Source organism: Bradyrhizobium manausense (assembly GCF_018131105.1).
Lineage (GTDB): Bacteria > Pseudomonadota > Alphaproteobacteria > Rhizobiales > Xanthobacteraceae > Bradyrhizobium > Bradyrhizobium manausense_B.
This window is the reverse complement of the sequence record NZ_JAFCJI010000001.1, coordinates 124037-136954: the sequence shown is the minus strand read 5'-3', so window position 1 is coordinate 136954 and position 12918 is coordinate 124037. Positions and strand designations below refer to the sequence as shown.

Annotated in this window: 10 protein-coding genes; 9 read left to right on the top strand and 1 reads right to left on the bottom strand. The window is 65.5% G+C overall.

Translation table 11 applies throughout. The features are described 5' to 3' along the window. The first annotated feature begins 234 nt into the window (after positions 1-234). The gene (locus JQ631_RS00655) at positions 235-1983 is read left to right on the top strand and encodes a sensor domain-containing diguanylate cyclase (protein ID WP_212322810.1); all 1749 of its coding nucleotides are present in this window, start codon (positions 235-237) and stop codon (positions 1981-1983) included. A 4-nt stretch (positions 1984-1987) separates the two neighbouring features. On the opposite strand, the gene mutY is transcribed toward JQ631_RS00655, so the two are convergent. Next, on the bottom strand, positions 1988-3085 hold the full coding sequence (gene mutY / locus JQ631_RS00650; protein WP_212322807.1) for an A/G-specific adenine glycosylase: 1098 nt from the start codon (positions 3083-3085) through the stop codon (positions 1988-1990). Positions 3086-3244: 159 nt separating this feature from the next. Here mutY and JQ631_RS00645 point away from each other — a divergent pair, with 159 nt between their 5' ends. The 8 genes from JQ631_RS00645 to JQ631_RS00610 all read left to right on the top strand — a co-directional run bounded on the left by JQ631_RS00645 (position 3245) and on the right by JQ631_RS00610 (position 12906). Beyond that, complete coding sequence (locus tag JQ631_RS00645) at positions 3245-3736, top strand: DUF721 domain-containing protein (RefSeq protein ID WP_212322804.1); 492 nt, start codon at positions 3245-3247, stop codon at positions 3734-3736. 139 nt (positions 3737-3875) lie between these two features. Next, entirely contained in the window at positions 3876-4532 is a 657-nt protein-coding gene (locus JQ631_RS00640; RefSeq protein WP_212322802.1) for a DsbA family protein, read from the top strand. A gap of 216 nt (positions 4533-4748) precedes the next feature. Next, on the top strand, positions 4749-8213 hold the full coding sequence (smc, locus tag JQ631_RS00635; RefSeq protein WP_212322801.1) for a chromosome segregation protein SMC: 3465 nt from the start codon (positions 4749-4751) through the stop codon (positions 8211-8213). Between the two features lie 58 nt (positions 8214-8271). Further along, positions 8272-9249: a small ribosomal subunit Rsm22 family protein gene (locus JQ631_RS00630; protein ID WP_212322799.1), complete on the top strand. Its 978-nt coding sequence runs from the start codon at positions 8272-8274 to the stop codon at positions 9247-9249. Positions 9250-9384: 135 nt separating this feature from the next. After that, the gene (locus JQ631_RS00625) at positions 9385-9945 is read left to right on the top strand and encodes a LemA family protein (RefSeq protein ID WP_212322797.1); all 561 of its coding nucleotides are present in this window, start codon (positions 9385-9387) and stop codon (positions 9943-9945) included. 32 nt (positions 9946-9977) lie between these two features. Then, a complete protein-coding gene (locus JQ631_RS00620; protein ID WP_212322795.1) occupies positions 9978-11231 on the top strand; it encodes a M48 family metallopeptidase in 1254 nt (417 codons plus the stop codon). A gap of 193 nt (positions 11232-11424) precedes the next feature. Then, complete coding sequence (locus JQ631_RS00615; protein WP_212322792.1) at positions 11425-12177, top strand: P-loop NTPase family protein; 753 nt, start codon at positions 11425-11427, stop codon at positions 12175-12177. A gap of 60 nt (positions 12178-12237) precedes the next feature. Further along, positions 12238-12906 carry a P-loop NTPase family protein gene (locus JQ631_RS00610; protein ID WP_212322790.1) on the top strand — a complete coding sequence of 223 codons (669 nt, stop codon included), beginning with the start codon at positions 12238-12240 and terminating at the stop codon, positions 12904-12906. Positions 12907-12918 lie beyond the last annotated feature (12 nt).

Here is a 12918-nt window from a genome sequence, read left to right as displayed (position 1 = left end):
TCGATCAATAGTCCGGGCCTGCTGACACCCTCATGGCAGCAGGCGATCCGTCGACGCGCAAAAGCCCGGGGACTTACGGAAAACTGTACGAATTCAAGACATTGCGCGTCCGATTAAGCTCCCTTCAACCAACCGGCTTCACGACCGATTCAATACGATCCAAATCGGAAATCAGCCGGTAAGCGGTTGGAAGTTACGACATGGCATGAGCGACGGTGACACCGGAGCCTTTCCATGCGAGCCCTCTTCCGGCAGGTCGCCAACCGCCTGCACGCGATCGAAGATCATCTGACGGTGCGGACGCAGATCGCTGCGGCCGTGGCAGCCATGTCCATCGTGCTCGTGGGCACGCTCGCGGCCGGCGCCGCGATGATCAGCTACAGAAACACCGCGGCGCTCATCGAGAGCAGCCTCGCCGGGACCGCGTCCCTGGCTTCCGGCCGGCTCGATCGCTTCATGGCGGCGCGCCAGCAGGAGATGAAGCTGTTCGCCGACCTGCAACCGATGCAGACGTTGTGGCAGGGTAATGCGGACACGCTGCGCAGCTCGCTGGAGGATTTCCAGCGCACGTTCTCCGAATTCGCCTGGATCGGTTTCGCCGACCTCAACGGCAACGTCGTCGCCTCGACCGGAGGTTTGCTGCAAGGCAAGTCCGTTGCTGCACGCCCCTGGTTCAAGCAGGGTCTCGAGAAGGTCGCGGTCGGCGATGTGCATGAGGCCGTGCTGCTGTCGTCGCTGCTGACGCAGCGTGCCAACAACGAGCCCTATCGCTTCGTCGACATCGCGCTGCCTGTGCGCGATTCCGCCGGAAAGCTGCTCGGCGTGCTCGGCGGGCATCTGAATTGGGATTGGGCCAGCAATCTGATCAAGGACGTGGAGGCCACCGACAACAACGCCGACTCGACGCTGTCGATCCTCAGCAAGGGCGGCATGGTCTTGCTCGGGCCGCAGAAAGAAACCATCCGCTACAGCGGCGACGATCTCGCCGGCATCCTGAATGCCCGCGATGGCAGCTTTCGCGAAACGCGGGACGGGCAGCAGATGCTGACCGCATTCCACGTCGGCAACGGTCACCGCGACTATCAGGGCCTGAACTGGATCGTCACCGCGAGCCAGCCGGCAAGCGTGGCGCTGAAGGCGGCGATCTCGTCGGCGCAGTTGATCCTGATGATCGGTGCCGCGACCGCGCTGATCGCTCTGTCGCTGGCCGTGCTGGTCTCGCGCCGGATCGCGGGCCCGCTCATCGCCCTTACGCAGGAAGCCGACCGGATCGGGCGTGCCCATGGCCCGACCATGCTGGCGCGGCAGAGCGGCTCGGTCGAAGTCGTGCAGCTCTCGCGCGCGCTGCGTTCGCTGCTGCGGCGCATCGGCCATGCCGAGGAACGCACCAGGGAGGCAGAACTGCGCGCAAGCGAAAACGCGATGCAGCTCCAGGAAGACATGCTGAAGCTGCGCGAGCTCGCCGACACCGACTTCATGACCGGCCTGATGAACCGTCGCTCCTTCCTCGCCGTCGCCGACGATGCCGTCGCGTTCAGCCGCCGCTACAAGCGCAACATGGCGACCTTGATGATCGACATCGATCACTTCAAGAAGATCAACGACACTTATGGACACGCGGCCGGTGACGGCGCGATCAGGCATGTCGCCGAGATCGTCAGCCAGTCGATCCGGACCACCGACAAGGCGGCCCGCTTCGGCGGCGAGGAATTCGTGGTGCTGCTGCGCGAGATCGACCAGGAAACCGCCGTGCTGCTCGCCGACCGCATCAGGTCCTCGATCGAGAGCGCGACGGTGCGCCATGGCGACACCGTCATCCGCCTCACCGTCTCGGTCGGGCTCGCTTTGTTCGACGAAAGCGACCGCGACGTGCAGGACGTCATCGAGCGCGCCGACCAGGGCCTCTATGTCGCCAAGAAAACCGGGCGCAACCGCACCTTCCTGATGCCGGCGGGCGACGAGCGCGCCGCGCGCGCCGCCTGAGCGGTCAGTCCAGTGCGTGCGCAATCACCTTGCGCATGACGTTGGGCAGCGCCTCGTCGGCCAGCGTCGCGATCGGCACCCAGCGCATGCCCTCGGGCGCACGCGTGCGGGCTTCGGCTTTCGCGGTGTAGACCACGAGCTCCAGCGGGAAATGGGTGAAGACGTGGGTGACCACGCCCACCTTCCGCTGCCAGCGCGATAGTCCCTTCAGGTCCGGCGCCTGCTGCTTCGCAGTCGTATCCTCCTGGCCGGCGAGCCAGTCAGAACCCGGCACTTCGGTCATGCCGCCAAGCAGGCCTTTCTCGGGCCTCGAGCGGACCAGCAGTTCGTTGCCACGCGTGACGACGAAGGCAGCGCCACGCCGCAACGTCCCGCTCTTCTTTGGCGCCTTGCGCGGAAACGTCTCCTGCGTACCCAGCACCCGTGCCGTGCAATCCTCGGTGAACGGACAGAGCGAGCAGGCCGGCTTCTTCGGCGTGCAGATGGAGGCGCCCAGATCCATCAGCGCCTGCGCACTGTCGCCCGCACGGGAGTTGGCAAGCAGCGTTGCTGCCAGTTGCTGGATGAGCGGTCTTGCCTGCGGCAGTTCCTCCTCGACCGCGTACAGGCGCGACACCACGCGCTCGATATTCCCGTCGACGGGCATGGTGTGACGATCGAACGCAATCGCCGCAATCGCCGCCGCCGTGTAGGGACCTATCCCCGGCAACGCACGCAGGCCCTCCTCCGTGTCGGGGAAGACGCCACCATGTTCGCGCGTCACGGCGACGGCGCAGGCATAGAGATTGCGCGCACGCGAATAATAGCCGAGCCCGGCCCACATCCGCAGCACGTCATCCTGCGAGGCATTCCCGAGCGCCGTGACGTCGGGCCAGCGCGCCACGAATTTTTCGAAATAAGGCCCGACCGCCTTCACCGTGGTCTGCTGCAACATGATCTCCGACAGCCAGACCCGATAGGGATCCGACGTCTCGCCGGGTGCAGCGCGCCAGGGCAGACGACGGCGGTAGCGGTCGTACCACTGCAGAAGTGCGATCGGGCGCGACGATGCTGCTGGCTGCGGCGGTTCCGACTTGGCCTTGAGGGCGGATTTCGGGCTCATGCTCTCACTGTAGCGACAACGCCCCGACCTCTCCACGTCATGCCCGCGCTTGTCGCGGGCATCCACGCCTTTCTTCACCAAAGAGTGGATGGCTGGGACAAAGCTCGTCCATGACGGCGAAGCGCATGCGGCCGAAGGGCCAAAGTGCTATAGGGGCCCATGGCCAAATTCCCACCCAAGCCCGGCCCCATCAGCGCCAAGCCGCTCGGGATCCTCCTCAACGACGTCTTTGCCGAGGCCTATGCCAAGCAGGGCTTTGCGGTGCGCGAACTGGTGACGCGCTGGGCGCAGATCGCCGGGCCCGAGATTGCCGCGCATGCCGAGCCGCTGAAGATGCAATGGCCCCGGCCGGTCGAGGGCCAGCCGCAGGAGCCGGCAACGCTGGTGCTGCGGGTCGAGGGCCCGATGGCGCTGGAGATCCAGCACTCCGCCGACGTGATCCTGGAGCGGGTCAACCGCTTCTTCGGCTGGAGCGCCGTCGGCAAGCTCGCCTTTCGCCAGGCTCCCCTGTCGCGCCCGCGGCGCCCGGTGCGGCCCGGTCCGCCCGACCCCAAGGCCGTCGCCAAGGTGGCGGAGGGCCTGGTGGACATCGAGGATGAAGAACTGAAGTCGGCGCTGGCGCGGCTCGGGGCCGCCATCAAGCGAAATTGAGCCTTATTCTGACGCCAATCTGGACCCGTCCTTGCCGCTCGCCATTGCCTCAAACCACGTTTCAAGCTAGCGACAGGCCGCCCGGGCGGGAACTTGATCCCGTGCTTGGGGCGAGACCACGCCAATTCGGGAGCCGACCTTGATCATCACCCGCCGCGCCTTCACCACGATGCTGTCGCTGACCGGTCTTGCCGCGATCGCCGGGCTCTCGCCGCTGCGGTTCATTTCTGAAGCCATGGCGCAGTCCGCCGCCGACGTTGCCAAGCCGGTGTCGCTGCCCGACATGGCGCTCGGCCCGAAGGACGCCGCCGTCACCATCACCGAATACGCCTCGATGACCTGCCCGCACTGCGCGGCTTTCAACGAGCAGGTGTTCCCCAAGATCAAATCGGAATACATCGACACCGGCAAGATCCGTTACATCTTCCGCGAGTTCCCGCTCGACATCAAAGCCGCGGCCGGCTCGATGCTGTCGCGCTGCATCGCCAAGGACGACGCGGGGAAATATTTCGCCGTCACCGACATGCTGTTCCGCCAGCAGAACGACTGGGTGGTGAAGAACACCACGGAGACCCTGACGCGGATCGGCAAGCAGGCCGGCCTGACCCAGCAGCAGGTCGAGACCTGCCTGAAGGACCAGGCGCTGCTCGACAAGATCGCCGCCGACCAGAAATATGCGAGCGAGGTGCTGAAGGTCGATTCCACGCCGACCTTCTTCATCAACGGCGAGAAGATCAAGGGCGAGACCTCGTTCGAGGAGTTCGCCAAGAAGATCAATCCGCTGCTGAAGAGCTGATTCGCTCGTCAAGACTCTGATTCGCATCTCAAAAGCCGTAGCTTTCCCGGCATAAATCCCTTGGGAAAAGCGGCTTTGGCAGGTTGCCCTCGCGGCGCACCGCGGCCATTGTCCGCCGCATGAGGCGCCCCGCGCGACTCGCCCCAACAGCGACATTGCCTTCCATGGTATTGTCACGGCAGGGAGATTCGCGCCTGCCAACAGAGATGCGTGCTTATGAAAATCACCCGCCTGCGCCTTCACGGCTTCAAGTCCTTCGTTGAGCCCACGGACTTCGTCATCGAGCCCGGCTTGACCGGCGTGGTCGGACCCAACGGTTGCGGCAAGTCGAACCTCGTCGAGGCGCTGCGCTGGGCGATGGGCGAAACGTCTTACAAAAGCTTGCGCGCCGCCGACATGGACGCGGTGATCTTCGCAGGCTCGGGCAATCGTCCCGCGCGCAACCACGCCGAAGTGACGATGACGATCGACAATGCCGATCGCACTGCGCCGGCGGCGATGAACGACAGTCAGCTGCTCGAAATCTCCCGCCGTATCGAGCGCGAAGCGGGCTCGGTCTATCGCATCAACGGCCGCGACGTGCGCGCACGTGACGTGCAGATCCTGTTCGCGGATGCTGCCACCGGCGCGCGCTCGCCGGCTCTCGTCCACCAGGGCAAGATCGGCGAGATCATTCAGGCCAAGCCCGAGCAGCGCCGCCGCGTGCTGGAAGACGCCGCCGGCGTTGCCGGTCTGCACGCCCGCCGCCACGAAGCCGAGCTGCGGCTGAAGGCGGCCGAAACCAACCTTACCCGCGTCGAGGACGTGATCGGCCAGCTCTCCGGCCAGATGGAAGGCCTGAAGAAGCAGGCCCGCCAGGCCGTGCGCTATCGCGAGGTTGCCGCCAAGGTTCGCAAGGCCGAAGCCACGCTGTTCCATCTGCGCTGGATCGGCGCCCATGCCGACGTCAACGAATCCGGCCAGACCCATGATCTCGCCGTGCGAGAGATGGCCGAACGCACCCAGCACCAGGCTGAAGCTGCCCGCATCCAGGCGATCCGCGCTGCTGAAATGCCGGCGCTGCGCGATGCCGAAGCGCGCGCCGCGGCAGGCCTTCAGCGCCTGACCAATGCTCGCGAGCTGCTCGACCGCGAGGAAGAGCGTGCCAAGGAGCGCGTCGCCGAGCTCGAGCGCCGCCTTGCCCAGTTCGAAGGCGACATTTCCCGTGCTCAGCAGCAAACCATGGACGCCGACGTCGCCCTGCAGCGGCTCGACAGTGAAGATTCCGAGCTGAAGGAAGAGATCAAGTCACGCGTCGAGAAGCGCTCCGGCGTCGACGAGCGGGTCGGCGAAGCCGAGGCGGTGCTGACCGAGACCGAGCAGCAATTCTCCGAACTCACTACCGCGCTCGCCGACCTCACCGCAAAGCGCAACCAACTCGAAGCCAACGTCCGCACCCATCGCGACAAGCTCGCGCGGCTCGACCAGGAGATCGGCAATGTCACCGCGGAAGAGCAGAAGCTTGCCGCAGACACCGGCGGCTTCGGCGATCTCGACGAGCTGACTGCAACGGTCGAGACCGCCGAGCAGACGCTGGCAGCATCGGAAGCCGCGGCCCAGGCGAGCGAAGCCGCTCATGTCGCCGCCCGCCAGACGCTGGAAGCCTCGCGCTCGCCGCTGGTCGAAGCCGACAAGCGCGTGCAGCGGCTCGACACCGAGGCGCGCACGATCTCGAAGATCGTCAACGGCGAGACCAAGAATCTGTGGCCGCCGATCATCGACGGCATTACCGTCGACAAGGGCTTTGAAAAGGCCATCGGCGCCGCACTCGGCGACGATCTCGATGCGCCGGTCGATCCCTCCGCGCCGATGCGCTGGACCAATGCCGGCGTCACCGACGGCGATCCGGAGCTGCCCGAAGGCGTCACTCCGCTCGCCAACCACGTTCAGGCCCCGGCCGAACTGACGCGCCGCCTGGCGCAAATCGGCGTGGTGCCCCGCGAGCGCGGTGCCGAGCTGGTCTCGCAGCTCAAGACCGGCCAGCGGCTGGTTTCGCCGGAAGGCGACGTCTGGCGCTGGGACGGCTTTGTCGCCGCCGCCCACGCCCCGACCGGCGCCGCACGCCGCCTTGCCGAGCGCGCCCGCCTCGTCGACATCGAGAACGAGCTGGAGCAGGCCCGCATCGACGCGCAGATCAAGCGCCAGGCGCTGGAGAATGCCGAGTCCGAGCTGCAGATGGCGGCCAGCACTGAAGGTGCCAGCCGCGAAGCCTGGCGCGCCGCGCAGCGCGAGCTGAACATCGCGCGTGAGCGCCACGCGGCCGCCGAGCGCGAGATCAGCCGTCACGCCGCGCGCAAGGCGACGCTGTCGGAAGCCCACAGCCGTCTCGCCGCCGACCGCGCCGAGGCCGAGGCCGCCTACGAATATGCCGAGGCCGGCATCAGCGAGCTGCCGTCGAGCGAGGACACCGAGACCCGTCTCGCCGCCGTCCGCAGCGATATCGAAGGCCAGCGCCGCATCGCCGCGCAGGTTCGTGCCGAGGCGCAGGCGCTGGCGCGCGAGGCTGAGCTGGCCGACCGCCGCGTCCAGGCGATCCTCGCCGAGCGCACTGAATGGCAGAACCGCAAGGAGAGCGCGGCCTCCCATATCGACACCATTCAGGCCCGTATCGCCGAACTCACCATCGAGCGCAGCGATCTCGAAAACGCGCCCGCCGTGTTCGCGGAGAAGCGCAGCGCGCTGATCACCGAGATCGAGTACGCCGAGAACGACCGCCGCATGGCGGCCGACGCGCTCGCGACCGCCGAGACCGCGATGGCCGAAACCGATCGCGTCGCCAAGCTGACCCTCGAAGCCCTCTCTAGCTCGCGCGAGGCCACCGCCCGCGCCGAGGAGCGCATGGAAGGTTCGCGGCGTCGTCTGGAAGACATCGAGCGCGAGATCCGCGACATGCTCGAAGTCGAGCCGCAGGCCGTTGCCGGCCTCGCCGAGCTCGAGCCCGGTGCCGAGCTGCCGCCGCTGCACGACATCGAGGAAGACCTCGAAAAGATGCGCCGCGACCGCGAGCGTCTGGGCGCCGTCAACCTCCGCGCCGAGGAAGAGCTGCGCGAGGTCGAAACCCAGCACACCGGCCTCGTCACCGAGCGCGATGACCTCGTGGAAGCCATCAAGCGTCTGCGCCAGGGTATCCAGAGCCTCAACAAGGAAGCCCGCGAGCGCCTCTTGACCTCGTTCGAGGTCGTCAACAACCACTTCAAGCGCCTGTTCGTCGAGCTGTTCGGCGGCGGCGAGGCCGCGCTGCATCTGATCGAGAGCGACGACCCGCTGGAAGCCGGCCTCGAAATCATCGCCAAGCCGCCGGGCAAGAAGCCGCAGACCCTGTCGCTGCTCTCGGGCGGTGAGCAGGCGTTGACCGCGATGGCGCTGATCTTCGCGGTGTTCCTGACCAACCCCTCGCCGATCTGCGTGCTGGACGAAGTCGACGCGCCGCTCGACGACCACAACGTCGAACGGTACTGCAACCTGCTGCACGAGATGACCAGCTCGACCGACACGCGCTTCGTCATCATCACGCACAATCCGATCACGATGGCGCGGATGAACCGCTTGTTCGGCGTCACCATGGCCGAGCGCGGTGTCTCCCAGCTCGTCTCGGTAAGCCTGTCCGAGGCAGTGGACATTCTCGACCAGAACGTGGCGTGATATCTCTGCCGTCATTCCGGACCTCGCGCAGTCGAATCCGGAATGACGGTAGGCCAACATGATCTCACCCACCCTCCCCGCCGAACTCAAGGCCGCGCTCGACGCGAGGCTGCAGGGCTTTTCCCGTACCGACGCCGCGCAGCGCTCGCAGAAAATCTCCACCACCTATCGCGCCGGCGGCGGCTCCGGCACGATCAAGTCGGACGCCGATGCGCTCGCCTATGCGCTCGCGCGCATGCCGGCCACTTACGCCGCCGTCGCCGCTAGTCTGAACGCACTCACCGAGATCGCACCCGATCTCGCCCCGGAAACGCTGCTCGACGTCGGCGCTGGCCCGGGCACCGCAAGCTGGGCCGCAGCGGAAGCGTTTTCGTCACTGCAGGATTTCACGCTGCTCGACGCCAACGCGACGCTGAGCCGGCTCGCACTCGAACTGGCGCGCGACAGCTCACGCCTCTCGGAGTGCCGTTATCTGCCCGGCGATGCCGCCACGAACCTCGCCGAAGCTTCGCAAGCCGATCTCGTCGTCGCGAGCTACATCATCGGCGAGCTCGGTGAGAGCGATCAGCGCAAGCTCGCCGAGACAATGTGGACCAAAGCGCGCCAGGCGCTGGTCGTGATCGAGCCCGGCACGCCCGCCGGCTATGCCCGCATCCTCGCGCTACGCCAGCAGTTGATCGGACTGGGCGCTTATGTCGCCGCCCCCTGTCCGCACGAAAAGGCCTGTCCGCTCATGGCGCCCGACTGGTGCCATTTCAACCAGCGCCTGCCGCGCTCGCAAGCGCACCGCCAGATCAAAGGCGCCGATGTGCCGTTCGAGGACGAGCGCTTCATCTACGTCGCGCTGATCCGCACGCCGCCGACGACACGCGCCGCGCGCGTGCTGGCGCCGCCCGACGTCGGCAAGGCCGAGATCGCGGCAAAGCTCTGCACCGAGGACGGCGTCGAACTCGCCAAGGTCCCTCGGCGCGACAAGGCCGCTTACGCAGGCGCCCGTCGCTGGCGCTGGGGTGATGCCGTTCTGTCCAAGAGTTAACCTCTTTCGGCGCCTTTCCCTTGAACTCGGATGGCTCCCGATCCGACCAAGTCTTACCTTCCCTCCGCGCGGGGCTCTCCCCCCGGCCCTATTTGGGTTACGCTGTCCGCCCTAATTTCCCTTCAGGAGTTTTCCATGTCGACCGGCTGGATCGTTCTCGGCGTCATCGTCGTCCTCGTGCTGTTCGCCTTCAGCGCCTACAACCGGCTGGTGGCGCTGGGCCAGCGTGTCGGCCAGGCCTTTGCCGACGTCGACGTCCAGCTCAAGCAGCGTCACGACCTGATTCCGAACCTGGTCGAGACGGTGAAGGGTTATGCCTCGCACGAGCGCGGCACGCTCGACGACGTCATCAAGGCCCGCAATTCGGCGATGTCGGCGCAAGGACCTTCGCAGGTGTCCGCCGCCGAGAACCAGCTGTCCGGCGCGCTCGGCCGGCTGATCGCGCTGTCGGAGGCCTATCCCGACCTCAAGGCCAACGCCAATTTCCAGCAGCTCGCATCCGAGCTCTCCGATCTCGAGAACAAGATCGCCGCGAGCCGCCGTTTCTTCAACAACGCGGTCCAGGAATACAACACCGGCATCCAGCAGATGCCCGCCGCGTTGTTCGCCGGCATGTTCGGCTTCACCAGGAAGGACTTCTTCGATCTCGGCGCCAGCCGCACCGAGGTCGAGGCCGCGCCTCAGGTGAAATTCTGATCTGAGCCGACAGGCCGGCAGGGCAACGCGTCATGGCCGCGTATGGTCTCTACACGCACATCGCCTCGAACAAATTTCGTTCGATGCTGCTGCTCGGCGGCCTGTTCGCGCTGGTCTATGTGCTGGTCTTTGCCGGCGCGCTGGTTGCCGAAGTCGTCACCAACGGCAATGGGACCGTTGCCTATTATCTGAACCGTGCCCTCCACGATCTCATCGTCGCCTTTCCCTTTGCGACGATCGCGGCCGTGGCCTGGATCATCATCGCCTATTTCTTCCACCAGTCGATGATCGACGCGGTCACCGGCGGCCACGACGTTAGCAGGCAGGAAGAGCCGCGGCTCTACAATCTGCTCGAAAATCTCTGCATCTCGCGCGGCATCACCATGCCGAAGCTGAAGATCATGGACAGTCCGGCGCTGAACGCGTTCGCGACCGGCCTCAATCCGCGGCAATACGCTGTCACCGTCACCACGGGTCTCCTGAAGGCGCTGAACGACCAGGAGATCGAGGCGGTGCTGGGCCACGAGTTGACCCACATCAAGAACGGCGACGTGCAGCTGATGGTGGTCGCCGTGATCATCGCAGGCGTGGTCGGCTTCTTCGGCGAATTGTTCTTCCGCCTGTTCACGAATTTGAGCTGGAGCTCCGGCGGCTCGTGGTCGTCAGGTTCCTCTTCCTCGTCGTCGCGGTCGTCCTCGTCGTCGAGCGACAGCAAGAGCTCGGGCGGCGGCGCCATCGTGGTCATCATCATCGCCGTGGTGCTGATCGTGGTGGCCTGGCTGGTGTCGCAGGTGGTCAAGCTCGCGCTGTCGCGCTCGCGCGAATATCTGGCCGATGCCGGCTCGGTCGAGCTGACGAAAAATCCCGACGCCATGATCTCGGCGCTACGCAAGATCGAAGGCCGCGGCGAGTTGCCGGGCGCGACCTCCGCGGTGATGGAGCTGTGCCTGGACAATCCGCGCGAAGGCTTTTCCGATCTGTTCGCGACCCACCCTTCCGTGCAATCCCGCGTCGACGCGCTGGTCAAGTTCGCCGGCGGCCATGATCCCGGTCCGCTGCCGCCGCCGTCCGATGAGACGGAACAGTCCAGCGCGGACGAACCCGAGGCGCAGGCCGATCAGCCGGACCCTCCGCTGCCGCAGGGCCCGTGGAACGGCGCAGCCGGACGGGCCGCGCCACCGCCCATCCCCGCACCGGGCGCGTCCGGAACCGCGGCCGGCAATCCCTTGGGCAATCCGATCGGCAACCCCATGGGCAACTCGATGGGTCCTTGGGGCCGCCACTGAGCGTGCAATCTGCGGCACCGCAAGCCGGTTTCACTGCCCTTGGGAAAAACTCCGGGAATTGCCGCAACGGACGGCCTGAGATTTGAATTCTCCCTTGTTTCTGCCATGTTCGCGCCCAACAGCAGACTCGGGACATCGATTTGGGGCCCGGCCGATTGCGACCTCGCGATCGGGGGCGCGTTAGGGGACAGCAATGGCAAAGCCGGCAGTGGTTGTGGTGGGCGCGGACAAGGGCGGGGTCGGCAAGACCACGGTGTCGCGTACCTTGCTCGATTATTTTTCCGCCAACAACGTGCCGACCCGCGCGTTCGACACGGAGTCGCCGCGGGGAACGCTGAAGCGCTTCCACCCTGACATCACCGAAATCGTCGACATGACGACGACGTCGGACCAGATGAAGATCTTCGATACGCTCAATGCGGTGAGCCCGTCAGTGACCGTGATCGACGTTCGCGCCGGCCTGCTCTCGCCCGCACTGGCCTCGCTGCGCGACATCGGCTTCCTCGACGCCGCCAAGGCCGGCCAGATCACCTTCGCGGTGTTCCACATCCTCGGACCCTCAATCGCCTCGCTCGAGGAGATCGCCGAAACCGCGGGCTTCATGACCGGCGCAAAATATTTCCTGGTGAAGAACTTCATCAACGACACCCAGTTCTTCCAGTGGGACCAGGCGACCTACAATTCCTACTTCCACCGCATCAAGGACGCGACAGAGCTGACCATCCCGAAGCTCAACGAAATGGCCTATGAGCAGGTCGAGGTGTCGTCCGTTCCGTTCCTGAAATTCGTCGCCAACAAGGGCGTCAACGACGAGGCCGCGAATTATTCGTTCGTGCTGCGCGGCTATGTCCGGCACTGGCTGGCCAACGTCTGGAGCGAATTCGACCGCATCCGGCTGACCGACATCGTCGGTTCGAAACCCGTGACCCGCAACAGCGAAAAATAGTTGCGAAGGCCGGCCTGATACGGCTGGATTGGGCGGTCAGTTGGCCTGATATAGCTGTCGATGTCCGCGACGCCCCTTTACATCATCTGCTCGCCCCGCCCGCAGGTCGGCAAGACCCTGCTGGCGCGGCTGCTCGCCGAATTCCTGCTGCTCAAGAACGGCAACGTGACGGCGTTCGACGTCAATCTGAAAGAGCCGTCGCTGCTCGATTACCTGCCGAAGGTGACCGAGACCGCTGACGTCGTCGACACCTACGGCAAGATGCAGCTGATGGACCGCGTCATCATCGACGACGGGCTCGCCAAGGTGATCGACCTCGGATTCCACGCCTTCGACGAGTTCTTCAAGATGACCGACGAGATCGGCCTGCTGAAGGAAGCGGCACGCCGGCACGTGGCGCCGATGATCCTGTTCGTCGCCGACACCGATCGCGTCTCGGCTCGCGCTCATGAGATGCTGCGCCAGCAGATCCCGCGGGTAAACCTGATCACCGTCGACAATGAATTCATCATCCGCGGCGAGCTGCCGCCCGCGATGGCCGGCGGCCGGCTGTTCCGCCTGCCGGCGCTGCCCGGCTTCCTCAAGACCTATATCGACCGGCTGAACTTCTCCTTCACCGGCTATCTGCGCCAGGAGAAGGATTCCTCGACCGAGTTGCACCAGTGGGTCCGGCGGAATTACCTCGCCTTCCGCGAGCTCGAGCTCAGCCTGATCCTGCAGCGGTCTTGAATATTTATCCGG